The organism is Catellatospora sp. NPDC049133, from assembly GCF_040648455.1.
Taxonomy (GTDB): Bacteria; Actinomycetota; Actinomycetes; order Mycobacteriales; family Micromonosporaceae; genus Catellatospora; species Catellatospora aurea.
This window is the reverse complement of sequence record NZ_JBEZDT010000021.1, coordinates 1-26679: the sequence shown is the minus strand read 5'-3', so window position 1 is coordinate 26679 and position 26679 is coordinate 1. Positions and strand designations below refer to the sequence as shown.

The 26679-nt window shown below is 72.2% G+C and carries 25 protein-coding genes; 19 read left to right on the top strand and 6 right to left on the bottom strand.

The window, feature by feature from the left end; all coding sequences use genetic code 11:
• Together AB0B35_RS23435 and AB0B35_RS23430 are read right to left on the bottom strand one after the other, a co-directional pair.
• Window positions 1–441: a hypothetical protein gene (locus AB0B35_RS23435; RefSeq protein WP_361048893.1), complete on the bottom strand. Its 441-nt coding sequence runs from the start codon at window positions 439–441 to the stop codon at window positions 1–3.
• On the bottom strand, window positions 441–1010 hold the full coding sequence (locus AB0B35_RS23430) for a sigma-70 family RNA polymerase sigma factor (protein ID WP_361048891.1): 570 nt from the start codon (window positions 1008–1010) through the stop codon (window positions 441–443). Before AB0B35_RS23430 ends, AB0B35_RS23435 begins: the two co-directional genes overlap by 1 nt.
• 148 nt (window positions 1011–1158) lie before the next feature.
• Here AB0B35_RS23430 and AB0B35_RS23425 point away from each other — a divergent pair, with 148 nt between their 5' ends.
• The gene (locus AB0B35_RS23425) at window positions 1159–2364 is read left to right on the top strand and encodes an RNA-guided endonuclease TnpB family protein (protein WP_361048889.1); all 1206 of its coding nucleotides are present in this window, start codon (window positions 1159–1161) and stop codon (window positions 2362–2364) included.
• 13 nt (window positions 2365–2377) lie between these two features.
• Here the strand turns inward: AB0B35_RS23425 and AB0B35_RS23420 are convergent, their stop codons facing one another.
• The gene (locus AB0B35_RS23420; protein ID WP_361048887.1) at window positions 2378–3559 is read right to left on the bottom strand and encodes a S8/S53 family peptidase; all 1182 of its coding nucleotides are present in this window, start codon (window positions 3557–3559) and stop codon (window positions 2378–2380) included.
• A 147-nt stretch (window positions 3560–3706) separates the two neighbouring features.
• On the opposite strand from AB0B35_RS23420, the gene AB0B35_RS23415 reads away from it, so the two are divergent.
• The 4 genes from AB0B35_RS23415 to AB0B35_RS23400 all read left to right on the top strand — a co-directional run bounded on the left by AB0B35_RS23415 (window position 3707) and on the right by AB0B35_RS23400 (window position 8789).
• Window positions 3707–6259, top strand: coding sequence for a CHAT domain-containing protein (locus AB0B35_RS23415; protein WP_361049117.1), 2553 nt, complete (start codon window positions 3707–3709; stop codon window positions 6257–6259).
• Window positions 6260–6383: 124 nt separating this feature from the next.
• On the top strand, window positions 6384–7076 hold the full coding sequence (locus AB0B35_RS23410; protein ID WP_360532876.1) for a hypothetical protein: 693 nt from the start codon (window positions 6384–6386) through the stop codon (window positions 7074–7076).
• Between the two features lie 2 nt (window positions 7077–7078).
• Entirely contained in the window at window positions 7079–8299 is a 1221-nt protein-coding gene (locus AB0B35_RS23405; protein WP_361048884.1) for a phage tail sheath C-terminal domain-containing protein, read from the top strand.
• A gap of 1 nt (window position 8300) precedes the next feature.
• The gene (locus AB0B35_RS23400) at window positions 8301–8789 is read left to right on the top strand and encodes a phage tail protein (RefSeq protein ID WP_203691588.1); all 489 of its coding nucleotides are present in this window, start codon (window positions 8301–8303) and stop codon (window positions 8787–8789) included.
• A gap of 147 nt (window positions 8790–8936) precedes the next feature.
• On the opposite strand, the gene AB0B35_RS23395 is transcribed toward AB0B35_RS23400, so the two are convergent.
• Window positions 8937–9245, bottom strand: coding sequence for a hypothetical protein (locus tag AB0B35_RS23395; RefSeq protein WP_361048882.1), 309 nt, complete (start codon window positions 9243–9245; stop codon window positions 8937–8939).
• 652 nt (window positions 9246–9897) lie between these two features.
• Here AB0B35_RS23395 and AB0B35_RS23390 point away from each other — a divergent pair.
• The 5 genes from AB0B35_RS23390 (at window position 9898) to AB0B35_RS23370 (ending at window position 13300) form a co-directional block, all read left to right on the top strand.
• Window positions 9898–10128, top strand: coding sequence for a hypothetical protein (locus AB0B35_RS23390; RefSeq protein ID WP_361048880.1), 231 nt, complete (start codon window positions 9898–9900; stop codon window positions 10126–10128).
• A complete protein-coding gene (locus tag AB0B35_RS23385; protein WP_361048878.1) occupies window positions 10116–10754 on the top strand; it encodes a hypothetical protein in 639 nt (212 codons plus the stop codon). Before AB0B35_RS23390 ends, AB0B35_RS23385 begins: the two co-directional genes overlap by 13 nt.
• A complete protein-coding gene (locus AB0B35_RS23380; RefSeq protein ID WP_361048876.1) occupies window positions 10751–12235 on the top strand; it encodes a phage baseplate assembly protein V in 1485 nt (494 codons plus the stop codon). Before AB0B35_RS23385 ends, AB0B35_RS23380 begins: the two co-directional genes overlap by 4 nt.
• A complete protein-coding gene (locus AB0B35_RS23375; RefSeq protein ID WP_361048874.1) occupies window positions 12232–12570 on the top strand; it encodes a hypothetical protein in 339 nt (112 codons plus the stop codon). The genes AB0B35_RS23380 and AB0B35_RS23375 overlap by 4 nt, the downstream gene beginning before the upstream one ends.
• A 334-nt stretch (window positions 12571–12904) precedes the next feature.
• Window positions 12905–13300: a GPW/gp25 family protein gene (locus AB0B35_RS23370; protein WP_361048872.1), complete on the top strand. Its 396-nt coding sequence runs from the start codon at window positions 12905–12907 to the stop codon at window positions 13298–13300.
• Between the two features lie 55 nt (window positions 13301–13355).
• Here the strand turns inward: AB0B35_RS23370 and AB0B35_RS23365 are convergent, their stop codons facing one another.
• Window positions 13356–14054, bottom strand: a complete 699-nt coding sequence (locus AB0B35_RS23365; protein WP_361048870.1) for a transposase — start codon at window positions 14052–14054, stop codon at window positions 13356–13358.
• 152 nt (window positions 14055–14206) lie between these two features.
• Between AB0B35_RS23365 and AB0B35_RS23360 the strand changes: the two genes are divergently transcribed.
• The 6 genes from AB0B35_RS23360 (at window position 14207) to AB0B35_RS23335 (ending at window position 21396) form a co-directional block, all read left to right on the top strand.
• The gene (locus AB0B35_RS23360; RefSeq protein ID WP_361048868.1) at window positions 14207–16741 is read left to right on the top strand and encodes a putative baseplate assembly protein; all 2535 of its coding nucleotides are present in this window, start codon (window positions 14207–14209) and stop codon (window positions 16739–16741) included.
• Complete coding sequence (locus AB0B35_RS23355) at window positions 16731–17192, top strand: phage tail protein (RefSeq protein ID WP_360532851.1); 462 nt, start codon at window positions 16731–16733, stop codon at window positions 17190–17192. Before AB0B35_RS23360 ends, AB0B35_RS23355 begins: the two co-directional genes overlap by 11 nt.
• Window positions 17189–18298, top strand: coding sequence for a PASTA domain-containing protein (locus AB0B35_RS23350; RefSeq protein ID WP_360532848.1), 1110 nt, complete (start codon window positions 17189–17191; stop codon window positions 18296–18298). The genes AB0B35_RS23355 and AB0B35_RS23350 overlap by 4 nt, the downstream gene beginning before the upstream one ends.
• A 1-nt stretch (window position 18299) precedes the next feature.
• Window positions 18300–18749 (top strand): hypothetical protein, encoded by a 450-nt coding sequence (locus AB0B35_RS23345; protein ID WP_361048866.1) that lies wholly within the window; start codon window positions 18300–18302, stop codon window positions 18747–18749.
• The gene (locus AB0B35_RS23340; protein ID WP_361048864.1) at window positions 18742–19506 is read left to right on the top strand and encodes a hypothetical protein; all 765 of its coding nucleotides are present in this window, start codon (window positions 18742–18744) and stop codon (window positions 19504–19506) included. Before AB0B35_RS23345 ends, AB0B35_RS23340 begins: the two co-directional genes overlap by 8 nt.
• A 339-nt stretch (window positions 19507–19845) precedes the next feature.
• Window positions 19846–21396 carry a hypothetical protein gene (locus tag AB0B35_RS23335; RefSeq protein ID WP_361048862.1) on the top strand — a complete coding sequence of 517 codons (1551 nt, stop codon included), beginning with the start codon at window positions 19846–19848 and terminating at the stop codon, window positions 21394–21396.
• 4 nt (window positions 21397–21400) lie between these two features.
• Here the strand turns inward: AB0B35_RS23335 and AB0B35_RS23330 are convergent, their stop codons facing one another.
• Entirely contained in the window at window positions 21401–22078 is a 678-nt protein-coding gene (locus tag AB0B35_RS23330) for a hypothetical protein (protein ID WP_361048861.1), read from the bottom strand.
• Window positions 22079–22256: 178 nt separating this feature from the next.
• On the opposite strand from AB0B35_RS23330, the gene AB0B35_RS23325 reads away from it, so the two are divergent.
• The 3 genes from AB0B35_RS23325 to AB0B35_RS23315 form a co-directional block, all read left to right on the top strand.
• Complete coding sequence (locus AB0B35_RS23325) at window positions 22257–23462, top strand: HupE/UreJ family protein (protein ID WP_361048859.1); 1206 nt, start codon at window positions 22257–22259, stop codon at window positions 23460–23462.
• 127 nt (window positions 23463–23589) lie between these two features.
• Window positions 23590–25566 carry a metallophosphoesterase family protein gene (locus AB0B35_RS23320; RefSeq protein ID WP_361048857.1) on the top strand — a complete coding sequence of 659 codons (1977 nt, stop codon included), beginning with the start codon at window positions 23590–23592 and terminating at the stop codon, window positions 25564–25566.
• Window positions 25567–25639: 73 nt separating this feature from the next.
• Window positions 25640–26679, top strand: a 1040-nt coding sequence (locus AB0B35_RS23315) for a DUF916 domain-containing protein (protein WP_361048855.1), incomplete at its 3' end; no start/stop codon positions are given.

The window sequence follows — 26679 nt, the reverse complement described above, 5'->3', positions numbered from 1 at the left end:
TCAGATCAAAGTCCAGGACGTCTGGACCGGGCCGCCCTGGGCGGGATGGCAGTGCAGGCGCAGGTGCCCGCGGGTCACGCAGGCCACCGAGAACCGGCCCAGTGGGTCGGCCTCGACCCAGGTGGGTCCGTCGGCGTGGTCGACGCGGATGCTGGCCGGCTGCGGCGGCACGAGCTGGCCGGTCAGCGCCGCGGTCAGCCCGGTCACCGCCACCTCCATCTCGATGGTCAGCTCGCCGGCAGTGAACGTGAACAGGTCCGGCAGGTCCTCCCCGCGCACCCCGGCCAGGTCGATCTGGCGTACCAGCTGGGCGAGCGCGGCGTCGGTGTCGCGCCAGGCCAGGCTCTCCTTGGCGAGCGCGATCAGGTGCGCCGGCACCGGGTCCATGCGTGTGGTGAGCCCGCGCAGCTCGGCGGGAGTGTCGTCGTCGTACGCGGTCATCAGGGGTTCAACCTCCGGCGAAGCTGGTCGAGGCAGCGCGCACGGGTCGGGCCGATGCTGCCGACGGGGATGTCCAAGGCCGAGCTGACCTCGGCGTAACTGGGTGCGGGGTCCATCAGCAGCAGCCGCAGCACCGACTGGCACTGGCCGGGCAGCTGCCCGAACGCCCGCCACAGCACGCCGTCGCGTTCGCGGCGCAGCAGGTCGCTGTCGACCTCGGGGGCGGTGCGGTCCTGCGGTTCGAGGGTGAGCAGGTCACCGACGGGCAGGTCGCGCCCGGCGCGGCGCAGCACCGCGAGCGACTCGCGCCGGGCGGTGGTGGCCAGCCACGAGCCGAGCCGCTCGGGTTCGCGGATCGCGCCCAGGTGCTCGACCAGGCGCAGCCAGGTGGCCTGGAAGACGTCGGCGGCGTCGGCCTGGCCGAGCCGGTGGCTGCGCGCCACCGACCAGACCAGGCCGGAGTACCGCTCCACGATGGTGTTCCAGGCGCGCTGGCTGCCTTCGGCGGCCTGGCGCAGCAGCGCGGCGGTGTCCGATTCGGGCAGCGTGTGGGGCGGGGTCTGGGTCATCTGATTCCTTCTGTGGACACTCCGGCCTTCAGGCCGGAGAGGAACGGAACCCCTGCGGAGCAGTAAACGGAAAGCCGATCTGTCGCTGAGGCGGACCGACTTCTACCCACCTCCGATGCTCGCCGAGCGTCTGTTTAGGATGCGAATCGTGTCGAGGACTGTGAAGCGGGCGTTCAAGTTCCGCTTTTACCCGACCGATGTGCAGGCTGCTGAGTTGTCGCGGACGTTCGGGTGCGTTCGGCTGGTCTACAACATGGCCTTGCAGGCCCGGACCGAGGCGTGGACGCTGCGCCAGGCGCGGATCGACTACAACGCCACCTCGGCCCTGCTCACCGCATGGAAGAAGATCGACGACCTGGAGTTCTTGAACGAGGTCTCGTCCGTGCCGCTGCAGCAGGCACTGCGGCACCTGCAGACCGCGTTCACCAACTTCTGGGCAAAACGCACCAACCACCCGACATTCAAGAGCAAGAGGCGTTCGCGCCGGTCGGCGGAGTACACCACCAGCGCGTTTCGGTGGCGCGACGAGAAGCTGACCCTGGCGAAGATGAGTCAGCCGCTGGACATCGTGTGGTCGCGGCCGCTGCCGGCGGGATGCTCGCCGTCCACGGTGACCGTGTCGCAGGACGCAGCCGGACGCTGGTTCGTTTCCCTGCTCTGCGAGGACGTGATCGCCGAGACTTCGGCAACCAGGCGAGTCGGGATTGACGCCGGCCTGAACAGCCTGCTTACCCTGTCCACCGGCGAGAAGGTCACCAACCCTAGGTATGAGCGTGCCGACCGCGAGCGGCTGGCCCGCGCACAGCGAAACCTGGCCCGTAAGCAGAAGGGCTCCGCGAACCGGGCCAAGGCCAGGATCAAGGTCGCCCGCATTTACGGTCGTATGGCTGACCGTAGGCGTGACCACCTGCACAAACTGACGACTCGGCTCGTTCGTGAGAACCAAACGATCGTAATCGAGGACCTCACCGTTTGTAACATGGTCAAGAACCATCGTCTGGCCCGCGCGATCAGCGATGCGGCCTGGCGGCAACTGCGCACCATGCTGGAGTACAAGGCAGCCTGGTATGGCCGGGACCTGGTAGTCGTGGACCGCTGGTTCCCGTCGTCGAAGCTTTGCTCGGCGTGCGGTGCCCTGGCAGGATCGATGCCGCTGAACGTGCGGGAGTGGACGTGCCGATGCGGTACCATTCACGACCGCGACGTCAACGCGGCCCGCAACATCCTGGCCGCCGGACTGGCGGTGACAGCCTGTGGAGACAGTGTAAGACCTCAACGAGGATCCTCTCGGTCGGGGCAGTTGTCGGCGAAACAGGAAGACCCGAGGGTGACCACGGGAGTCCCCGTCCGTTAGGGCGGGGAAGATGTCAAGCCAGCCCCGGGTATCCGCCGTAGGAGCGGTTCGCGGCGGTGGCAAGCACGGTCTTGAGCGCGACCTCGGTCGAGCCGCTGCGGACCGTCTGCTCGGCCAGCAGCGCCACGACGTGCGGCGTGGCGAACGAGGTGCCGCTCCACAGCGCCCAGCCGGTCGGGAACTGGCCGTGCTTGACGAACGTGCTGGTGATGTCGGCGCCGGGCGCGGTGACGGTGACCCACGGGCCGGCGTTGCTCCAGTCGCACAGCTCCTTGCCGTCGTGGGCGGCGACGGCGACGACCTGGTCGGCCCAGGGCACGTCGGCGCCGGCGAACGCGGCCGGCCAGAACGGCCGGTCGCGCAGCCCGTCGTTGCCCGCCGCGGCGACGACGAGCCGGTCGCGGCCGGTCAGCAGCGCCGACAGGGCGGTGGCCAGCGCGAGCGGTGGCTGGTCGTCCAGGGTGTACCCGCCGAGCGACAGGTTGATCAGCTTCTCGTCGGTGAGCCGCGCGAACGACAGGATCAGGTCGGCTTCGGTGCACAGCCCGAACGTGTCCAGCACCCGCATGGCCCGGACGTCGGCTTTGCCGGTGCGGGCGCCGATGACGCCGATGATGAAGTTGGCGTGCCCGACGTCGCCGTCCATCACGCCGTCGTCGTCGACGTCGGTGTCGATCTCGTAGTCGGTCGGGGCGGCGGTGTAGGCGTGCGCGGGCAGCGGGCTGTCGCGCCACACGCCGGTGTCGATGACCGCGACGCCGACCTGCTGGCCGGGTTTGCGCGGGCCGGGGCGGTCGCCGGGCTTCGGGGCCGGCTGCGGCGGGCCGAACGGGCCGCCGTGCTCGAACGGCGTGGACACGAAAACGTGGTTCGGGCTGACGACCGTGCGCTCGTCGCCCTCGCGGGCGGCGGCTTCCCGCACCCGGCGGGCTGCGGTCGGCACGTCCAGGCCGTCGGCGCGCAGCCGCAGCAGGCCGGGGGCGAGTTCGGTCTCGCCGACGCCGCGGGTGTGCCCGAGGCCGCCGAGGACGCGTTCGGCCGACGCCCGGTGGTCGGACAGGACCAGCAGCTCGTCACGGGTGTACCAGACCGGTTTGCGGTCGGCGCGGGTCTCCTGGCCGAGCCAGGGCAGCCCGGCCATGCGCCGGGCTCGGCGGTCCTGCCAGCGGTGCAGGCGATCCTGCGGCATAGCCATCGTCGTTCCTCCGTCTCGTGTTGCGTCCTGCAACAGAGTGCGGCCGACGGCCTGCTGATACATCCAGATGTGTCGCAACGCTGACACTACTGTCCGTGTCGATAGGACGGTCGTGCGAGAGTCTTCCAGCATGAGCGCGTGTTAGCGATGGTCATGGCCGACCCGCGACGGGCCGGGGTGCTCGGCGAGCGGCTGCTGGCCCGCGCCGAACGTGACCGCGACCCGGCCGGTGTGGCGATGTCGCTGCGCATCCTCGGGCTGGCGGCCCGTGAGCTGCAGGATCCGGCCCTGGCCGCCGCGCGGCTGCGGCGCTCGATCGCGGTCGCGGGCCGGGCCCGCCTGCCGGAGCTGGCGGCGCTGTCGCGGATGAGCCTGGCGCTGGTCCTCAACGACCTCGGCCGCCCCAACGCGGCGCTGGCCGAGATCGGCCGGGCCCTGTCGGCACTGGACGGGCTGCCGCTGGCCAGGGCCCGGATGCAGCACGGCATCCTGCTTCGCCGGCTGGGCCGCGACGAGCAGGCGCTGGCCGCGTACACGTCGGCACTGGCCGCGTTCCGCCGCCACGACGACCGGCTGTGGCAGGCCAGGGCGCTGACCAACCGGGGCGTGCTGCAGACCTACCGGGGCGCGTTCGCGCAGGCCCGCGCCGATCTGGGCCGTGCCGAGCAGCTGTACCGTGAGCTGGCGCTGCCGGCCGCGGCGGCGCAGGCGCAGCACAACCTCGGGTTCGTGGCGGCGTCCAGCGGCGACATCGTCACTGCGCTGACCTGGTACGACAAGGCCGACGAGCACTTCCGGCGCAGCGGCTCGCGCCCGGCCGAGGCGCTCATCGACCGGGCCGAGCTGCTGCTGGCGGCTCGGCTGCTGCCCGAGGCGCACCAGACGGCGCAGGAGGCCGTCGAGATCGCCGCCGCGGCCCGGCTCGGCACGCTGCTGCCGCAGGCCCGGCTGCTGCAGGCGCAGGCGGCGCTCGCGGCCGGTGACGGCGCGGGCGCACGGGAGGCGGCCCGGCTCGCCCGGCGCGCGTTCACCCGCCAGGAGCGCGGGCGTTGGGCTGTGCACGCCGAGTACCTGCAGGTCCGCGCCGCACCGAAGCGGCGCACCGCCCGGCTGCGGGTGCTCGCCGACGCGCTCGACGTCGCCGGGTGGCCCGAACAGGCCCTCGAAGCACGTCTGTACGCCGCCGAGAGCGGTGACCCCGGCGCGCTGGCCGATCTCGCCGGTGTCGTGCCCGGACACGGCCCGGCCCGGTTACGCATCCGGGCCTGCCACGCCCAGGCGCTCAGCCGGCTGCACCACGGCGACCTCGCCGGGGCCCGGCGCGCGCTGCGCCACGGGCTGCGGCTGCTCGACCAGTACCGGGCGGCGCTCGGCGCGACCGAGTTGCGGGTGCTCAGCTCCGCCGAAGGCGGTGACCTCGCCGCGCTCGGCGTGCGCCTGGCCCTGTCGCAGCGCTCCGCCCGGCAGGTGCTCGCCTGGGCCGAACGCTGGCGCGCCGCGACCCTGCGCCTGCCCCCGAGCACCCCGGCCGACGACCCCGACCTGGTACGCGAACTCGCCCAGCTGCGCCGGGTCACCGCCGAACTGGCCGGCGACTCCCTCGACGCGATCCGCCGGGCCCGGCCCCTGCAGCGCCAGCGCGCCCTGGAAGACGCGATCCGCCGCCGCACCTGGCGCACCGGACCCGCGACGTCGCCGGTGGACGCCCCGGGCTCCGTCGACGAGATCACCGCCGGGCTCGGTGAGCGCGCCCTGGTCGAGCTCGTCGAGCAGGACGGGCGGCTGCTCGCCGTCGTCGTCGCCGGTGGCCGGGTGCGCCTGAGCCCGCTGGTGGACGCGGCCGCGCTCGGTCCGGAGATCGCGGCGCTGCGGTTCGCGATGCGCCGCCTCGTGCTGCGGTACGGCTCCCCGGCATCGCTGGCCGCCGCCGAGGCCGCCGCCCGCCACGGCCTGCGCCAGCTCGACGACTGGCTGCTGCGGCCGGTCGCCGCGCTGACCGGCGACCGGGACCTCGTCGTGGTCCCCACCGGAGCGCTGCAGGCCCTGCCCTGGGCGGCGATGCCCAGCTGCGGCGGGCGGCCCGTGACCGTCGCCCCGTCCGCGACCGCCTGGGCGCGTGGCACCGCCAACCGTCGCACCGACCTCGACGAACGCTTCGTGCTCGTCGCCGCCGCCCGCCCCGACCACGCCATCGGCGAAGTCCAGGCCCTCGCGGCACTCGCCCCCGGCGCGCAGCAGCTCACCGGACCGCAGGCCACCGTCGCCGCGGCCCTCGCCGCGATCGACGGGGCACGCCGGGTGCACCTGGCCGCGCACGGCGAGTTCCGCGCCGACAACCCGCTGTTCTCGCACCTCGATCTCGCCGACGGGCCGCTGACCGTGCACGACCTGACCACCCTGCGCCGCGCCCCCGACCTGGTCGTGCTGTCCGCCTGCGACACCGGCCTGTCCGCGGTGCACCCCGGGGACGAGCTGATGGGCCTGACCGCCGCGCTGCTCGGCGCGGGGGCCCGCACCCTGGTCGCCAGCACCGGGCCCGTCGACGACGAAGCCACCCGCGAACTGATGCTCGGCCTGCACCAGCGGCTGCGCGCCGGACACGGCCCGGCCGCCGCGCTCGCCGCCGCCCAGGCCGCCGCGCCCGTCGAACGCTGGGCGACCGCGTACAGCTTCAGCTGCTTCGGCTCCGGAGCCGCCTGACCTGCGTCGGAAATCAGCGCCCGACCCGTCACGCAGCTGACAGCAGCGGGTGTATCACCGCCCGTGACCGGACGCTCTGTCTCGTGATCGTGCCGCCCCGGCACGAGACGAGGCGGAGGTTCCGATGCGGTATCACGAGGACCACGGGCCGTTGGCCCGGGCGTCCGCGCTGCTGCTGGCCAGCCTGGCCGAAGTCGACGTCGCGGTGCGGGTCGAACACCCGGCCGCGGCGACCGGAGTGCAGTCCGGCGCCTTCGGCGGACCGTGGGTGGCCGTGTGGCCGTACGCGGTCCTGCCCGAGACGCTGCCCGCACGCCCCGGTGACCCGCTGCGCCTGCGGGTCCGGTTCCTGCTGCACGCCGACGGCCCCGAGGCCACCGCGATCGAGGCCCTCGACCGCATCCTTACCGGCGGCGTGCCGTATCTGCTCGCCGAGCCGGTCCCGGACACGCTGTGGACCGCGCTCGGGGCACGGCTGCGCGTCGCGCTGCTGTGCGAGGTCGCGGTGCACGTCACCACGGCCGCCCCGCACATCCCCCGGGTGACCCAGCCGGGCCGGCTGGACACGGTGTCGCTGCGGCGGCTCACCGGCCGGGTGCAGACCCCTGGTGGGGTGGCGCTGGTCGGCATGCGCGTCTCCGCCGCCGACGGCACCGCCGCGTCGTACACCGACACCCGGGGCCACTTCGAGCTGCCCGTCGCCGCCGACCGGCCGGTGCGCCTGTCGGTCGCCGGTCGCGGGCTGCTGCTGTCCGCCGAGGTCGCGGCCGTCTCGGCCGAACCCGTCGTCATCACCTGCGAGATCCAGGAGGTCTAGCAATGCCTGTGTACTCCTCACCCGGCATCTACGTCGAGGAGGTGTCCGGTGGCAGCAGGCCGATCGAGTCGGTCGGCACCAGCACCGCCGGATTCGTCGGCACCGCACCGGACGCCGCCGCGCGCCGCAACGAGGCGGTCGCGGTCAACAGCTGGTCGGAGTTCGTCCGCGTGTTCGTCGGCGACGCCACCGCCAGCACCCCGCTGTCGCGGGCCGTGTACGGCTTCTTCGACAACGGCGGCGGCCGCTGCTACGTCGTCAACATCGCCCCCGGTGAGCCGCTGGCCGGCAAGGGCCGCCAGCGCAGCGGGCTGCGGCTCCTCGAAGCGATCGACGAGGTCGCCATCGTCGCCGCGCCCGGCTACACCGACGCGCTGTCCTACGAGGACCTGCTGTCGCACTGCGAGCTGATGGGCGACCGGATGGCCATCCTCGACGGGCCGGAGCACACCGGCGACGTCGAGCGGCTGACCCGCGTCGGCGGCGCGACCCTGGCCAAGCCCCCGGCGAAGAAGGGCCCGGCCGACGGTGTCGACGCCGCCCCGGCCGAGGACAACAGCGGGCTGCGCCCGCGCCAGTCCGACTACGGCACCTTCTACGTGCCGTGGCTGGTCGTGCGCGACCCGCTGACCGGCGACGTCGTCAACACCCCGCCCAGCGGCCACGTCGCCGGGGTGTGGGCCCGCACCGACACCCTGCGCGGCGTGCACAAGGCCCCGGCCAACGAGCCCGTGCGCGGCGCGGTCGACCTGTCGTACCGGGTCACCAAGGTCGAGCAGGACGTGCTCAACCCGGCCGGGGTCAACTGCATCCGGCACTTCCCGGCCGAGGGCATCCGCATCTGGGGCGCCCGCACCCTGGCCGCCTCCGGCAGCGAGTGGCGCTACCTCAACGTGCGCCGGCTGTTCAACATGCTCAAGGAGTCCATCGGCGACGGCACCCGCTGGATCGTGTTCGAGCCCAACGACACCCTGCTGTGGAAGTCGATCCGCCGCGACGTCAGCGCGTTCCTCACCCGCGTGTGGCGCGACGGCGCGCTGCAGGGCCGCTCGCCGCAGGAGGCGTTCTTCGTCAAGTGCGACGAGGAGACCAACCCCGCCGACGTCCGCGACGCGGGCCAGGTCGTGACCATGATCGGCATCGCTCCGGTCAAGCCGGCCGAGTTCGTCATCTTCAAGATCAGCCAGTCCGCCGGTGCCGGCGGCGACCAGGCAGGAGCCTGACATGCCCGAGGTGACCGCCACCCCCGCCGCCCAGCCCGGCAACCTGGTGGACCCGTACCGCGCGTACAACTTCAAGCTGCTCATCAACAACGTCACCGAGGGCCACTTCACCGAGGTCGGCGGCCTGGGCATCAAGGTCGAGACCATCTCGTACCGCGAAGCCGGCAACAACTCCGTGGTGCGCGCCATCCCGGGCCGTGTCACGTACGCCCCGGTGACCCTGCGCTTCGGCCTCACCTCCTCCCTCGAACTGTGGGAGTGGCTGATGACCGCCGTCGAGGGCAAGGTCAGCCGCCGCAACGTCTCCATCGTCATGCTCGACAGCTCCGGCTCGGCCGAAGCCCTGCGCTGGAACCTCGTCAACGCCTGGCCCCAGGAGTGGTACGGCTCGCCGCTGGACGCGATGAGCCGCGAACTCGCGGTGGAGACCCTGGTGCTGGCACACGACGGCATCCAGCGGGAGACCAGCAATGTCGGCGCGGCTGCGTGACCTGCTCGGCTGGCTGCGGCGCCTCCTCGGCCTGAGGGGCGCCGCTCCCCAGCCGAGGACGCCGTGGGACGGGGCCGTCCGGCTCGGCGGGCCCACGCCCGCTCCGGACGCCCCGTCCGCCCCGCCCCTGCGCCCGGCCGCCCCCGCCTACCCGGCCGACGCCGACCTTGGCCGTGCTGCCGCGGCCGTGGGGGCCGCCGCCGACCTCGACCCGGCGCTGCCCAGCGGTCCGGTGGCGCTCGCGTGGTTCGACCTCGGCCGACGGTCGGGCTCGGCGGGTCCGGCCGACCCGGTGCCGACCGGCACGTCCTCGCCCGTCCGGTCCACCGTGGGCGCGGGAGCGACGGCGCCCGCCGAGCCTGGGCGGCCGGTCGTCTCCTCGGCGTCGGCCCGTGCGGCTGGTTCGACCGGTTCGGCCGCCGTGACCTCGGCGGACACGGTGACGAACGGTTCCACTTCAGGCGTTCCGGACGGTGCCGTCCGTCGCCTGAACCGCGACCAGCCTGCGGACCGGCCGACAGTGGACCGGCCGACAGTGGACCGGCCGACAGTGGACCGGCCAGCAGTGGACCGGCCAGCAGGGGACGGGCCGGGCGTGGACCGACCGGCGGTGTCCGATCGGCCGCGGACCGGTCGGCCCGCCGCGTCGGCGATCCGGGCCGCGGCGCACCGGCGGTCGCCGAGAGCGGCGATGCCGGACCGACCCGGGCAGGAGCCTGCCTCGGTGGAGGTACCGCCCGCCACAGCGACACCTTCGCCGTCCGCCCACATCTTTTTTGATGTGCCCACATCAAAAAAGATGTGGGCCGCACCGAGCGACACCGCTCTCACGGCCCCGGAGGCCGGGTCCACGGCACCAGAGACCCCGCTTCCGGAGCAGGCAGACAGGCCCTCACCCGAGCGCATCGAGGCGGGCGACCCCGCCGCGCGAACGGATTCGCCGCGAGCGGAGCCGACCCACGCCGTGCACCACGACGCAGGCACTGCGGCGGCGCCCCTCGACACCGACCGGGCTGCGGGCGGTGAACCGTGGACCTCGCCGATCACCCCGGCGCACCTGGTGCCCGCTGCCAGGACGCCTGCTGCCACCAGCCGATTCATGCCCCGCATGGACGAACCCGTGGGCGTGCGCGCCGCCGATGCCCCTACAGCCCAGGCGGTCACCGCGCCGTGGCCCCGGCTCACCGGCCGGGAGCGTGGCCAGGATCAGCAACCAGGTCCCTGGCCCGAGTTGCTCGACGACGCCGAACTGTGGGCCGTCCCGGCGCCGACCCGCACCGACCCCGACCGCATCCGTGTGCGGCAGAGCCAACAGGAGGGCAGGCCGTGGAACGCATAGCCTTTCTCGTCGACGCCACCGGCGAGCGCATCGACTGCCTGGTCAACCCCGAGACCCTGGTGGTACGGCGGCTCGCCGGGGTGCGCCCCACGGCGCTGCCCGGGGCGGTGGTCGGCACCGGCGTGGACGACGCGCTGCTGTTCACCGGCGGCGGCCGCACCGAGCTGGTCCTGGACCTGCTGTTCGATGTGGACCTGGTCGAGCAGGCGCACCGGCCCGACGACGTACGCCGGCTCACCGGGCGGCTTTGGCAGCTGGCCGAGAACGGGCAGGGCCGCCCGCCGCTGGTGCGCCTGGTCTGGGGCAAGACGTGGAACCTGCCCGGCGTGGTGGTGAACGTGGCCGAGCGCCTGGACGCCATCGACGCCACCGGCACCCCGCGACGCTCGTGGCTGCGGCTCAAGCTGGTCCGCAGTGAGGGCGAGCCTGCCGCGCCGCCCGCCCCGACGGCGGCGAGCGCGGTGCAGGCCACCGGCGACGGCTCCGACGGCGGCGGCGCACGGTTCGACCTGCTGGCCGCCGAGGCGCTCGGCGACCCGACCAGGTGGCGGGAACTCGCCGAGCACAACGGCATCGACAACCCCCTGGCCGTACGCGCCGGGTCCGTGCTCGGGGTCCCGTCATGATCATTCCTGTCGTGTCGGTGCGCCTGGACGGCGCACCCGTGCCGGGCCGGGTCCTGTCGGCCCGCGTCACCCAGCGCATCGGCCTGCCCGCCCAGGCCGAACTCACCATGCACACGCCCGCGGGCTGGCCGTTCGGGGCACGCCTGGAACTCGACGTCGACGGCGAACCGCTGTTCGACGGCGAGATCGGCACCGTCGAACTGACCCGCGGGCCGGGCTCGGAGACCGGCTGGACCGTCGTCGCCCACGACCTGCTGCACCGCCTGCGAGCCAGGCAGCGGCCGCGGGTCTTCACCGGCGTGACCCTGGCCGACCTGGCCCGCGAACTCACCGCCGGGCTGGGCCTGACGGTGCGCTGCCCCGACCCGGGGCCGCCGCTGGAGCGGCTGCTGCAGCACCGGGCCACCGACTGGGACCTGCTCGCCCGCACCGCCGCCCGGCTGGGCCGCTACCCCGTGCTCGACGGGCGGACCCTGGTCCTGGAGACGCTGCGCCCGCAGGGGCCCGCACTGCCGCTCAAGGTCGGCGACACGCTCTGGCAGTGCCGCGTCGAGGGACACGCCGACCGGGCCGTCGGGGCAGTGGCCACCTTCGGCTGGCACCCCGGCGGCGAGTTCACCACCGGTCGGGCCGCCGCGCCCGGATACCGGCCGGGGCCTGCTGTTTCGCCGCCGGGACTCGGCGGTGACGGTGACCGGGCGCTCATCGACCAGCCCGCCGGCCTGCAGGCCGAAGCCGCCCAGGCGGCGCTGGACCGGGCGGCGGCGCGGGTGCTGTGCGTCAGCGGCACCGCCCAGGGCGACCCGGCGCTGCGGCCGGGCCGGGCCGTCGAACTCGCCGGCGTCGGCGACGCCGTCGACGGCACGTACCCGATCTGCACGGCCGTGCACACGATCGACGTCGACGGCTACCGCACCGTGTTCGGCACCGAACCTCCGGAAGGCCCCGCACAGCCCGGCGCCGCCGCGATCGCCCTGGGCCGGGTCACCGGCGTCGACGACCCTGACGGCCGCGGCCGGGTCCAGGTGACCCTGCCCGGCCACGGCGACCTCGACCTCGGCTGGCTGCCCGTGCTGTGCCCGGGAGCCGGGCCCGGCAAGGGCATCGTCGCCCTGCCCGACCCCGACGACCTGGTCGTGCTCGCCCTGCCGCACGAGGACCCGGCCGAAGCGATCGTGCTCGGTGCGGTCTTCGGCGCGCAGTCGCCGCCCGACAGCGGCGTCACCGGCGGGCGGATCCGCCGGTGGAGCCTGCACAGCCCCGAAGGGCAGAAGGTCCTCGTCGACGACACCGACAAGTCGATCACACTGTCCAATGCCGACGGCAGCTCCCTCGAACTCGCCCCCGGCAAAGTCCGGCTGCTGGCCCGCACCGACCTGGTCATCGAAGCCCCCGGGCACCGGATGACCATCCGCGCCGCCAACGTCGACTTCGAACGCGCGCTGATCCCCGGCCTGCCCACCGAGGTGATCCCGGGATGAGACTCATCGACTCCTCGTCCGACGTGCGCTGCGACCACGACGGCAAGGTGACCAACAATCCGTCCCAGCACTGGGTCGAGATCGCCGGGCACCCCGTGCTCGTCGACGACGACCCGCAGGGCCGCGCCATCGCCCGCTGCCCCAACATCGGCGCGACCATGAAGCCCTGCGTGAAGACGCTGCGTGTGTTCACCGGCTACAGCGACTGGATCCGCATCGACGGCGACGCCGTGGTCCTCGACAGCCTCGACGGCCTCACCGACGGCACCGTGCCCGGCACCGTCCACTACCGCGTACGCATCCCCGGCCAGACCTTCGTGGAGGCGACCTCTTGACATCTCCCCCAGCTGAAGCAGGGGGATTCGACCCTCGCGGGTTGACCTTTCTGCTTCACAGCCCGTTGCCGACCTGGGTTACCAGCAAGAGGCGGTGTACCGCCCATCGGTCTTACGCAGGCTCCACAGACCTGACTTCCCGCCAGCCCGGCGGTAGGCCCGACCGGCTTGGTTATCGCCAGCCAGGCCCCAACAAATTAGCACACCTGTTCATTTCAGTGACACCGGCGTACGCCGGATTCGCCCCACCGGCGAACCAGCTATTCCTGCCCCGCTCCGCAGGGGTTCCGTTTCCTCTCCGGACTGAAGGCCAGAGCATCCACGGAGGCATCCGATGACCCCGACCTCACTGCGCTTCGCCGAAGGCGACGGCATCGTCACCTCCGCCGCCGGCCGGGTCGCGCTCGTCCACGGCGACGACGCCATCCGCCAGGCCATCATCCTGCTGCTCGGCACCGTGCCCGGCGAACGCCTGATGCGCCCCGAGTACGGCTCCCACCTGCACCGGCTGCTGTTCGCCCCCAACGACCAGACCACCGCGGGCCTGGCCATCCACTACGTACGCCACGCCCTCGAACGCTGGGAGCCGCGCATCGACATCGAGCAGGTCGACGCCGATCCGGACCCCGACAACGCGTCCCGGCTCAACGTGCACCTGCGCTACCGGGTCCGGCAGACGCTGGCCGCCGGCGTTCTCGACTACCCCATCGACCTCGGAGAACCGTCTTGACTTCCTCCCGCCGACAGACGGGAGCTCCTCCGGGTCGCCCCAGAGACTTCCTGCTTCACAGCCGACTGCCCGTCAGGGAGGGATCCCGTTGAGGTCTTACATAAGCTCCACAGGCTGTCACGGCCAGCCCGGCCGCCAGCAGGTTTTTCGCCGCGTTAACGTCACGATCGTGGACTGTGCCGCATTGGCAGGTCCATGTCCGTTGGCTAAGAGGCAGGTTCTCCGCAACGACACCGCACGTCGAACAAAGCTTGGTAGACGGGAACCAGCGGTTAACGGTGACCAGGTTGCGGCCGTACCACGAAGCCGTGTACTCCAGCATCGTTCGCAGCTGACGCCACCCTCCGTCGCTGATTGCGCGTGCGAGGTGAGGGTGCTTGAGCATGCTCTTAACGGTCAGATCCTCGATGACGATCGTTTGGGTTTCACGAACGATTCGAGTAGTCAATTTGTGCAGATAATCACGGCGGCGGTCTGCGAACGCTGTCTGCAGGTGCCGCAACGTCTGCTGCAGTGGTACGCAAGACACCTCACAGAGAAATGCCAGCTCCTCAGACTTCTTCCACGAAGTGAGCATCGCCGAGGTAGCGGAGTATCCGACTTTCTCCTGCCGTGCCTTCCACGCCTCACTTCGAGCCGCCAGTGCAAGGTTGTAGACCTTCCTGACGCAACCAAAAGTCCGCAACAGCTCTGCAGCCTGGGAGTCAGTCGGATAAAAGCGGTACTTGAATCCCCGCTTCACGACCTTGGACACCAGGACAACTTAGCACATGTGTTCGTGATGCTCGCCGCTCCGGATCGGCAAACCCGCTCGGTTCTGCAGCGGATGTACTCCCCTCGCCGAGCACGACGCCGCCCGCATGTCTTTGCCTGGTCTGTCGGCACCCTCAAAGGAAGGAACCGTCCATGATCCCCGTGCCCAACCTTGACGACCGCAGGTTCGACGACCTGGTCGCCGAAGCCCGCGACCGGGTGCGCCGCTCCTGCCCGGATTGGACGGACCTGTCCGTCCACGACCCCGGCGTCGCCCTGCTGGAGGCGTTCGCGTACCTGACCGAGGTCATGCTGTACCGGCTCAACCGGCTGCCGGAGAAGGCGTACCTGGAGTTCCTGAACCTGCTCGGCGTCACCCGCCGCCCGCCCGCCGCGGCCTGGGCCGAGCTGACGTTCACCCGCACCGGCGCCGACACCGGCCGCATCGCGATCCCCGCCGGCACCCGCGTCGCCGCGGCCCGCGGCGCCGACCCGCAGCCGGTCCTGTTCACCACCACCGCCCCGGCCGTCATCGCCGAAGGCGACACCGAGACCCGGGTACGCGCCTACCACTGCGAACTCGTCGACGGCGAACTCCTCGGCCTCGGCACCGGCCTGCCCGGCCTCGTTCTGCGCGCCGACCGGGCCCCGCTGGCGACCACCGGTGAACCCCTGGAGGTGCTGCTCGGCGTGCAGACGACCGGGCCGGTCACCGGCGCGGCCCGCGAGTACGACGGCCGCACCTTCGAGATCTGGCAGCGCGTCGAGACGTTCGCCGGCCTCGGCCCCGCCGACCGGGCGTACCTGCTCGACCCGGCCGGGGGCACCGTCACGTTCGCGCCCGCCCTCGACGGCGGCACCGTGCCCGGGGCGGTTCCGGCCGCCCACCGCGAGATCCGGCTCTGGTACCGCGTCGGCGGCGGCGCGTCCGGCAACGTGGCCGCGAACACGCTCACCGCGCTGCGCGACCAGATCCCGGGGCTGCGGGTCACCAACGCCGAGGCCGCGCGTGGCGGCCGGGACATCGAGCAGGTCGACGCCGCCGCGCGCCGGGGGCCGTACGAGCTGTTCAGCCTGCACCGCGCCGTCACCGCCCGCGACTTCGAACTGCTCGCCACCGCAGGGTCCCCGGCCGTCGCCCGTGCCCGCGCGTTCACCCGCGCGTCGATGTGGTCGTTCGCCCGCCCCGGCGAGGTCGAGGTGACACTGGTGCCGTTCGTGCCCGAGGCGGCCCGGCCCGGCTGGCGGCTGCCCGTCGCCGCCCTCGCCGAACGCCAGCTCGACGAGGTGCGCCTGCACACCCAGGCCGACCTGGACCGCCGCCGCGCCCTCGGCACCTCGGTCACCACCACCTGGGCCCGCTACAAGTCCGTCGCCGTCAAGGGCCGGGTCGTCGTCGGCCGGCAGGAAGACGTCGACGCCGTACGCCGCCGCATCCACGACCGCCTCCACCAGACCATCAGCCCGCTGCCCGCCCCCGCGACCGTCGAGGGCTGGTCCTTCGGCGAGCCGCTGCGGGCCTCCAACGTGTACCGGATCCTGGAGCAGGCCGAACCCGGCGTGCGCTACGTCGACGACGTGCGCTTCGTGCTCGAACACGCGCCCAGCCGCGACGTCACCTCGATCGCCGCCGACGGCTACCAACCCGGCACCTGGTACGCCGGCGGCGGCGAGCAGGTCTTCCGGTCCACGAACGACGGTGAGGGCTGGGAGCTGGTCACCGTGTTCGCGGGCGAAGCGGTGCGCCAGGTCGTGCCCGCGCCGGTGTCCGACCGGCCCGGCGTCGTCGCCCGCCCCGGCGCGGTCGCCGTCGTCACGAACTCCGACGAGGGCGGCTCGTGCGTGCACGTCTCCACGGACCTGGGCGAGACCTGGCGCAAGCTCACCGAGATCGACGCCGTCGTGCTCGAAGCGGCGTGGATCGACCGCGAGGAGGCGGTGTCGCTGCTGCTGGCCACCGACGTCGGCCTGTACGAGATGTCCCTGCTCGACGGCGCGGTCCCGCTGCAGATCATCGTCGACGGCAAGGACCAGGACCGCGGCTTCAACTCGGTGCGCACATTCGTGTCCGAACGCGGCGTGTGGGGCGTGGCCCTGGCCGCCGAGACCACCTACGGCGTGTACCTGTCCACGGCGGGCGGCCGTCAGGGCACCTTCACCCACGTCGGCCTCAACGGCGTCGACACCCGCGCCCTGTCCGTGGAGCTCGACGGGCCCGACACCATCCTCTGGGTCGGCACCGGCACCACCGACCCCCGCAAGCCCGGCAAGGGCTGCTACCGGGCCCGGCTGTTCGAGGCCGACGTGCGTTGGCAGGAGCTGTCCGCCGGGTGGACCGGCGGCACCTGCTGGGGCCTGGACTTCGTCGACGGCACCGCGTACGCCGCCAGCCAGAGCGGGGGAGTGCTGCAGCTGGACACCATGGCCGCCGCGCCGCAGTGGGAGTCCCCGTCGGTCAACTGCGGGCTGCCCCTGCGCGACCGCACCCGGTTCGAACCCGTGCGCACCATCGCCGGCGGCAGCCACGTGTTCGCCGGCGGCAACCGCGGCACGCACGTCGTCGCCGCTCCCGGCCAGTGGCGTTCGGCCGCCGACACCGAACTGCGCCAGCTCGTCACCATCCCGCCCACCTGGCTGCTCGTGTCCGGTGAGCACGACATCGAGGTGGTGACCGAAGATGCGCCGTGACGCGATCGCCGCGCTGCTGCCCGCCGCCTATCAGCGGGCCATGCACCCGACCGGGGTGCTGTGGGCGCTGCTCGACGTGATGGAGGGCCTGCACTCCTCCGGTGAGGCCCGACTGTCCACCGTCGAGGACCTGTTCCACCCGTACCGCTGCCCGCCCCAGCTGGTGCCGTTCCTGGCCCGCTGGGTCGCCGTCGACCACCTCGGCCACGGCCGGGACCTGGTCGCGCACGGCACGGCCCTGGCCCAGTCCCGGGGCACCCGGGAAGGACTGCGGGCCGCGGTGACCCTGGCCACCGGCCTGACCGACATCGAGATCGAGGAGTCGGCCGACCGGCCGTTCCACCTGATCGTCCGCATCCCCGCGGGCAGCGACCTGCTCGAACGCGTCCGGCACATCGTCGAGCTGGACAAGCCTGCCGCCACCACCTTCGAAATGGGAGAACTGCCATGACCGCCGACAAGACCGAGAAGTGGGTCATCACCACCGCGACCCCGGAGGTGACCCTCGGCCAGGACCGCGCCGCCGAGGTCACCTTCACCATCACCAACCAGTCCCGCCGCACCGGCCGGCCCGGGATCGACTTCCACACCGGCCAGGACACCGACGCGTCCTGGTTCACCGTGGAGGAGTACCCGCGCCCGAAGCCCGGCGCGACCGCGCCCCTCGTCGTTAAGATCAACGTTCCGCAGGCGGCCCCGGCCGGGCGCTACGAGTTCCAGGCCCGGCTCACCCCGCCGCTGACCCTCGGCGCGCAGCGCGACGCCGAACTGTCCGACGCCCCTGAGGAGACCTCGGTCCTCAGCCGCCGCGTCGCCGTCGTCGTGCCCGCCCCACCCGCCCCGGAGAAGAAGCCGTTCCCGTGGTGGATCGTCGTCGCCGCGGCCCTGGCCGTGCTCGTCATCGGGGTCATCACCTGGGTCGTCTGGCCCGAGGGCGAGCAGGCCACCACGACCCCGCAGCCCACGGCGTCGGCCACGCCCGCCGCGTCGGCCAGCCCCGTCCCGGTGGAACTGGTCGCCGTGCCGAAACTGATCGGGCTGCCGCCCGCCGATGCCAAGGCCGCCCTGGCCAAGGCAGGGTTCGTGGCAGGCACTGTCCAGTTCGGCTGGGACAACTCCCGCGGCCCCGGTGCGGTCACCCGCCAGTCCCTGCCCGGCGGCGCGACCGCGGCCAAGGGCAGCACCGTCGACCTCGGTATCTCCGCCGCCGCCGCCAAACCCGTCATCTCCCAGCCGGTCACCAACTCCAGCGTCCCGCCGAACCGCATGCCGACCCTCGTGTGGACCCAGCCCGACTCGTGGCCGGTCCGCTGGCTGATCACCGTCCAGATCGAACGCTGCACCAAGTCCGCGTTCGGCGAGGTCTGCCAGCCCACCCCCGCCGTGTCCAGCCAGATCGCCACCGCGCGCGAGTTCACCCCGGCGATGCCGACGCTCAACTACAACACCGTCAACAACGTCCGCGACAACGGCTGGGTGTTCGTCAACGTCCAGGTCCTCGACGACTACGGCACCGCGACCGAGGCCGGGACCGTGCGCGTCTACCTGGAGCACTGACATGCCCGCCTTGACCCGAGGACAGAAGATCCTCGCCGCGGTCGCGGTGCTGATCGTCGCGCTGTTCGTCACCGGCGTCGCCACCGCCGACGACGGCACGATGACCGATCCGACCGACAACGCCCTGGTCCAGACCCTCGGCGACTGGTTCGGCGACCCCGACCCCGTCGACCCGTCGGACCTGTCCGCACCCTGCCTGACCGACGGCGTGCTCGTCGTCGAGACCGGCTGCGTGCTCACCGTCGCCGCCGCCGACAGCGACCTGCGCGAGGTCGAACTGCGCCCCGACGGTCCGCTGCGCCTGGTCACCCGCGCCCCGCACGACGACACGGTCCTCGACCGCGACGTGCCCGCCGGGGAGCCGATCCGCGTCGCCGTCGACGACCAGGGCGTCGACATCACCCTGACCTGCGACAAGTGCACCGTCACCCTGGGAGGAAGCGATGGATAGGCTCCGCACTCCGTTCTTCTTCGTCGCCCTGGTCGCCCTCGGCCTCGTCGTCGCCGTCGAGACCGGCAGCTCGCTGCTGCTCGGCCTCACCACCCCGGCGCTGGGCACTGCCACCGAACTCGGTGCCGACGTGCCACCGGGCGTCGCGGAACGGCCCGGCGGCATCGCCGTCAGCTACCTCGCCCTCATCGACGTGGTGCTGCTCGGCACGGCCGTGCTCATGGGCGTGGCGATCCTCGCCTCCAAGCGGCTGCACGCCCGCGCCCAGGGCGTGGCCACCCTGGTCGGGGCGATCATCCTGATCATCACGGCGCTGGTGCTGCTGTTCGTCGCCATCGCCAAGCTGATCCTGATGGTGTCGCTGCTGCTGGCGTTCCCGTTCGGGACGATCGTCTACCTGATCCTGTTCGGGTCGTTCCCGCGCGGCGAAGCTGCCACGGTGCTGTCGCTGATCATGTTCCTGAAGGTGGTCGCCATCGCCTGCCTGATCATCGCGCAGCAGCGCTTCCTGCAGAACAAGGGACTCGTCGCCATGATGATCACCTCGCTGCTCGGCAACGTCGTCGCCGTGTTCCTGCACGGGATCGTGCCCGGGATCCTGGTCAGCATCACCGACGCCATCGCCGGCATCGTCTTCGCGATCGTCGGGATCGTCTGGGCGATCATCCTGCTCGTCGGGTCCATCCCGGCGATCGTTCGGGCGGTGCAGGTGACGGTCGAGAGCAGCAAGCAGCTCAAGGCAGCCGCGGCCACCTGAGCCGCGGACCCGGGTTCGCGTGCCCGGCGACACCGGGGCCCCGACACGCGAACCAGGCGGTGGCGCGGCCTGCCGACGGCAGGCGGGCCGCGCCACCGCTCCCGCGCGGGCAAAGGTCGGTTCGACAGCGGCCACATCTATTTTGATGTGCCCCACATCGAAATAGATGTGGCCGCGTTCGCTGCATGGCACGTCCGAGGAGCCGACCGGAGGGTGCGTGCCGGCATCCTGGGCGACCGGCCCGAAATATCGGAGGGCCCTCGTAAGATCCGCCGCGACGACGACCTGCCCGGCTGCGGGTGGTCAGGGCCACTCGGCGGCGACGGTACGGGGGACAGGGTGGGCGGATCGAGCGACGCGCTGGGCGTCCGGCGGATGGTCCGCCAGTACGCGGTGCCCGAGTGGATGATCGCCGAGTGTGCCGAGGCGCGCGAGCGCGGAGACTGGCGGGCCGCGTGCGAGGCGGCCCGGGTGACGGTCGACATCGACGATGCCGGCCCGGTCGCGGACCTGCTGGCCGGGTTCGCGCCCGACCTGCTCCGATGGCATCTGCCACGTTCGGGAAGCGGGACGGCGGGCCTGTCCGCCGGGTTGACGTACCTACTGGCGCCGGACGGGCCGGTGACCCCGGACAGCGCCGTGCTCGTGGTCCGGTCGCCGGAGTGGGTGACCGGCTCGCAGCGGCTCACCGTGCAGGCGAGGCGCGCCGGTGACCTGGGGGAGAATCCGGTCTACCCGCTCGCGCGCTATCTGTGGGACACGCGGCGGGTCGGCGAGCTGCGTGACGTGCTGCAGCCGGCCGAGCCACCCGTGCTCGCCGCACCCGCGGAACCTCCGCCGTCCGTGCCGTGTGGACGGTGCGGCAAGGTGCACACTGACGAGCCGTCGGGGCCACCGGGGGAGTGGGCCGCGGCCGGGTGGGTGATCGACGAGTCGGCGACGGTCGGCTACTGGGGATCCTGGGATCTCGCTGTGCTGCGCCGCGCCGATCCGTCGTTCGCGGTTCGTGAGCTGCGCCGGCTCACGGCCCAGTTCGGCCACCGGCCATACCGGCTGCGGGGCGACGAGGGCAGGCGAAATCGGTACTACCAACGGAAGGTGCACCTGGAAGCGGCTGGTGATCGTCACCGGTTGACCTGCGGTGAGCCGGCTCCACCACGGCCAGGATCGATCGACGTGGACCTCTGCCTGCATCCCATGCTGCTGCGCCCGCCCGTCGACCTGGACCTGATCCGGCACGACCTGATCGGCGTCTTGGACCTGCATCCCCTGGTGCGAGCGGCGCTGTTCCCCGCCACTGGTGCCGAGACCCGCCCCGCCGCGGGCACGTCCATGGTTCCCGCCGGGTTCTGGCAGGAGGAGCGGATCCGGGTGCGGTGTGGCCGGCAATGGCACTGGATCAGCCTGCGGGACGGGCAGGTCGAACTGCTCCACCACGACGGGGCCGAGCGGCGGCGGGAGCACGCTCTTCGCGCCTTCGGCGGGGCGGTGCGCGGCTGCTTCCAGGCCGAACTCGGCTGGCTCGACGGTGACGACGCCGCGCCGAAGCGGCTGCGGGAGCACCGCCACGATCTGTGGCGGCGGATGGAGCACGGCGGCAGCCGGGTCGTGCTCGCGCTGCTCGACGCGGGCATGAACCCGCACGTGCGCGACGGCCAGGGCCGGACGCTGCTGCACCGGATGCACATGTTCGAGCACGAGCAGCTGCTGCCGCGCCTGCTCGCCGCCGGGCTGGACGTGAACGCCCTCAGCCGGCGCGGCTGGACGCCGATGGCTGAAGCGCTGGTCCATTCGGCGCCGGCCGACCTGCTCGTGGCGTTGAACGCCGCGGGCGCGTATCCGCAGCTGTCGCTCACGGACCCCGGGCACTGGCCCGACCCGGCCGGTTGACCGGTCAGATCTCGTCGAGCCAGATCACGATGCCGGTCAGCTGGTGCAGCACGGCGGTGACCCCGGCGCGGATCGCGGCAGCGCAGCGCTCAGGCGTGAACGTCGCCGGGTCGTAGGTCGAGGACATGCCGAGTCCTTCGCCGCGGAACGACGCCCCGGACCAGTCGACGGCGGTGACGTTGCCGGTGGGCTCGGCGAGTTCCGCCCCGACGACGAGGAACTGCTGGTCGAGGTGGCTCGCGGTGACCAGCGCCAGCGGGTCGATCAAGTCGTTGCCTGCGCTGACGACGAGGTCCGGTTTCAGCTCCATGGCGCGCACGATGCTGGGCACGAGGTCGTGCGCGTCGGCCGCGGTGACCGTACGCAGGTCGACCGCCTCGTCGTCGGCCCACTGCCGGACCGCGGTGACCAGTGCCTTGGTCGGTGCGTCGGATCCGCTGGTGAGCAGCACCACGCGGTAGCCCTCCGACGGGTGTACCCCGGCCCACGAGCCGGGCCGTGGCGTAATGGTCGATTCCGGGGCGGGCCGCGCGGACGGGTCGACAAAGCCGGGGCCGGGGCTGCCGACGGGGTGGGGTGCGGGGTGCGGCTGTGTCCAGTCGTCACCGGAACCGCAGCCGGCCGTCAGGGCGACGGCCAGGGCGGCCGTCGCGGCGAGGGCGGCGCGAAACGTGGGGCGCAAGGTGATCGTGCTCCAGGGTGGGTGGTGCCTTCGTGCCCCGTATTCCTACCGCAGAGATGCCCGCTGGCCAGCGCGTCTCGTCGGGTTCTGGGCGATTGTTCGCGGTCGGTTCGCCGGTGGTCGGTCCGGTGTTCACCGTCGGCGGGCAGCGTGCACTCGCCAGCACCGAAGGAGCACCATGTCAGACCGTTTACGCAGGACCATCGTCGCCGCCGCCGGGATCGCCGCGGCGGCTTTCGCATTTCTGAGCGCCGCGCCCGCCCAAGCCCACGGGTTCAGCTCGACCGTGTACGCCGACATCACGGCGGGTGACGCCGGGCACGTGCGCACCGCGCTGGAGCTGGAGTACGACCTGCTCGTCGTCTCCGCCGCCGACGAGCGCCATGATGACGACCTCTTCAAGGCGGGCACCGCCGCGTTCGAGGCCCGTGACGCCGCAGGGCAGGCCGCGGCGCTCGACACGCACCGGGCGGCGGCCGTCGGTTACGTCACGGACCGGTTCGCGGTCTCCTCCGGTGGGGGAGGGTGCGCGCCGACGCAGGCGGGCGCGTTCACGATCGGGGAGCGGGACGGGGTGCCGTACGCACGGCTGCTGCTGGACTGGGCCTGCCCCGCCGGGGACGGCCACGAGGTGCGCAGCTCGCTGTTCCCTGACGCCGAGCAGTACGTCACGGACACCAAGACGATCGTCACCTACCACCTCGACGGACACACCGGCAGTGCGGCGCTCGACGCGGGCACACCGTCGTTCTCCACCGCGCAGTCGTGGTACCAGCGGTTCTGGGAGTTCTTCAGCCTCGGCGCGGAGCACCTGCTGGGAGGCATCGACCACATCCTGTTCCTGCTGGCGCTGATCGCCGGGTCGCGGCGGGTGCGCGAGATCGTGCTCGCCGCGACCAGCTTCACCCTCGCGCACTCGGTGACGTTCATGCTGGCCGCACTCGGTGTGGTCGCGGTGCCCGCGATCGTGGTGGAGCCGGTGATCGCGCTGTCGATCGCGGTCGTCGCCGGCTGGCACCTGTGGCGGCTGCGCCGCGGCGGCCAGGTCCTGGACCTGTCCACGTCGGGTGGCCGACTCGGCCTGGACCGGGCGGGCCGGATGCGGCTGGGTGTCGTGTTCGTGTTCGGGCTGGTGCACGGTCTCGGGTTCGCGGGCGCGCTAGGCATCGACGAGGCGTGGTCCTGGACGCTGCTGTGGTCGCTGCTGGTGTTCAACGTCGGCATCGAGGTCGTGCAGCTCGCCGTCATCGCGGTGGTGTTCCCGCTGCTGTCGCTGCTGCGCCGGCGCAATCCCGTGGCGGGCCGGTGGGCGACAGGGGTCATTTCGGGCGGGGTGGCCGTGATGGGGCTGATCTGGTTCGTGCAGCGCCTGACCGGCCAGTGATCTTATTAGTAAGGCTAACTAACTTGTGCGGCGAATTCACTCCCGGTTCACCACACGGGACGAGCGTGAGGGCGCTTCACCAGTTCAGGGGCGCTTTCGGGCGCTCCCTCGGCAAAGGAACGGAACATTGAGCAACAAGACACGGGCCCCCGGGCTTGTGCGGCGCCGCCTGGCCGTCGGGGCCACCGCCGCACTGCTCGGCGTGGCCGTGGCCGTCGGTAGCGGACTGGGCACGGCCGCCTCGGCAGCCGACTCGGTCAGCCTCACCGGCGTCATCCTCGGCGTCGGCGCCGACGAGTCCCAGCGCGTCCTCACCTGGTACTCCTCGGCCGACACCGCGCAGAAGGTCCAGCTCGCCCCGACCGCCGCGCTCGTGAACGGCGAGTTCCCGGCGACGGCCGCCGCGTTCGACGCCATCGGCGGCGCGAACATCGCGACCAGCGGCGGCTACAACCGCCACGCGACCATCACCAGCCTGAAGGAGAAGACCCGGTACTCCTACCGGGTCGGCGGCGACGGCGCGTGGTCGCCGACGTACTCCTTCCAGACGCAGGACTTCGAAGGCGACTACGACTTCCTGTTCTTCGGCGACCCGCAGATCGGCTCGTCCGGCGACACCCTGAAGGACCAGGCGGGCTGGGAGGAGACCCTCAAGGTCGCCACCGCGGCCAACCCGAACGCCGAGCTGCTGGTCTCCGGCGGCGACCACGTCGAGTCGGCCAACAACGAGTCCCAGTGGACCTCGTTCCTGGCCCCCGACCAGCTGCGCCAGTACCCGGTGGTGGCGACGATCGGCAACCACGACGTCGGCGGCAAGGCCTACGAGCAGCACCACTTCACCCCGAACACGGACCGCTCGGCCCCGTACTACGACAACGGCAACCCGGCCGGCACCAAGTCCGGCGGCGACTACTGGTTCGTGTACAAGGACGTGCTGTTCATCGACATCAACAGCAACAGCTACGCCGTGCCCGCCGGTGGCGGCAACGTGGGCGACTCGGCCCACGTCGCCTACATCACCGACGTCATCAACAAGCACGGCGCCGAGGCCAAGTGGAAGGTGCTGGTCTACCACCACTCCATCTACTCCCCGGCCAGCCACGCCACCGACACCGACAACAAGGACCGGCGTGAGCACTTCACGACCGCGTTCTCGCAGCTCGGCATCGACATGGTGCTGCAGGGCCACGACCACAGCTACTCCCGCAGCTACGCCATCAAGAACGGCCAGAAGGCCAACCCGGACGAGCAGCCCGGCGCGGCCGAGGTGTTCCCCGGTCCCGGCGGCGTGATCTACGTGACGGCGAACTCGGCCTCGGGCTCGAAGTACTATGACATCAAGAAGCCCGACGCCACCGGCACCGGCATCCGGGGCAACGGCCCGGACCCGCTGAACCCGGACAGCTACTGGTACAACTCGGTGCAGAACCAGGAGCACGTGCGCAGCTACGTCAAGGTGCAGGTGCGGGCCGACAAGCTCGTCCTGGAGAACCTGCGCAGCGGCACGTGCGCCGCGCCGAACGCGTCGGTGGAGAAGGGCAGCTGGTGCTACAACACCAGCGAGGCGCAGCCGGTCGGCTCGATCGTCGACAAGGTGACCGTGCGCCCGTACCACGGCTCCGGCCAGGACGTGCAGGTCGCGGTGCCCAACCCGGCCCCGGGCGAGTTCGGCTGGACCATCGACGGCTACAACGGCCTGGTCGACCTGGGCACCGCGCAGGAGCGCAACGGCACCTTCTTCGAGGCCACCGGGAAGATCAACCCGATCCTCGTGACGGACAGCCGCCGCTCGCTGGCCCCGTGGTCGATCTCGGCGAGCGCGGGCGAGTTCCGTGACGGCGACAAGACCTTCACGGGCGCGTACCTGGGCTGGACGCCTTTCGTGCTGGACGCCGGCGCCGGCGCCCAGCCGGGGAACGCGGTGCTGTCGGCGTACGACGACCAGGGTCTCGGTCTGTCCGTCGCGCGCGGTCTGGCCGCCGCCGAGCAGGGCCACCCGCGTGGCTCGGCCAAGCTCGGGGCCGACCTGTCCCTGAAGATCCCGGACAGCGTCGCCAAGGGCAGCTACCGGGCCACCATCACGATCACCGCTCTGAGCAGCTGATCGTCAACCCCTGACGGTGGGGCGGGCGTCCTGCGCCCGCCCCACCACCGAACCGATCCGAGGAACCACCGCAATGCGCACCTCCACTCGCCGTACAGCCGTCGCCGCTCTGCTCCGCACCACCGCTTTGGCGCTGCTCGCCGTCGGCGCGGTCGTCGGCCCGGGTGCCGGTCCGGCGCTGGCCGCCGACGGCGACGTCGCCTGGACCGTCCGGACCGCCTCCAACGGGTACGGCGCCGACAGGTCCAGCTACAGCTACGCGGTCAACCCCGGCGGCCGCGCCGACGACGCCCTCGTCGTCGCGAACCGCGGCACCACCCCGCTGAACCTCGCCGTGTACGCCGCCGACGGGTTCACCACCGGCACCGGCCAGCTCGACCTGCTCCCCAAGGACCAGAAGTCGACCGCCGTCGGCGTCTGGCTGCAGACCACCAGCCCGAACATCACCGTCGCGCCGGGCAAGACCGTCACCGTCCCGTTCGCCGTCACCGTGCCCGGCAACGCGACCCCCGGCGACTACGTCGGCGGCATCGTCACCTCGCTGACCCAGACCGACCAGGCGCAGAACATCAACGTCGACCGCCGCCTCGGCATCCGCGTCAAGCTGCGCATCAGCGGCGAACTCAAACCCAGCCTCGCGGTCGAGGACCTGCACGTCGACTACACCGGCTCCGCCAACCCGCTGGCCAAGGGCGACGCGACGGTCACCTACCGGATCCACAACACGGGCAACGCGGTGCTGTCGGCGCGGCAGGACGTGTCGGTCACCGGGCCGTTCGGCTGGCTGCGGGCCGACGCCGGGAACGTCGCCGCGCCGCCGCAACTGCTGCCCGGTGAGAGCTGGACGGTCACCGTGCCGGTGCACGGCGTCGCGCCCGCGACGAAGCTCACGGCGACCGCGATCCTCACCCCGCTGCTCACCGATGCCTCCGGCTCCAGCACCGACCTCGAACAGGTCGAAGCCACCGGCGGCACCTGGGCGATGCCGTGGGCGCTGCTGATCCTGATCGTCGTCGCGGCGCCGAGCGGGCCTGGGCCGCCTCGAAGCGCGGGTTGTTCCAGCTCCCGCCGACGGCCGCGGCGGCGTCCGGGGGCAGCCAGTCCGAGTTGCCG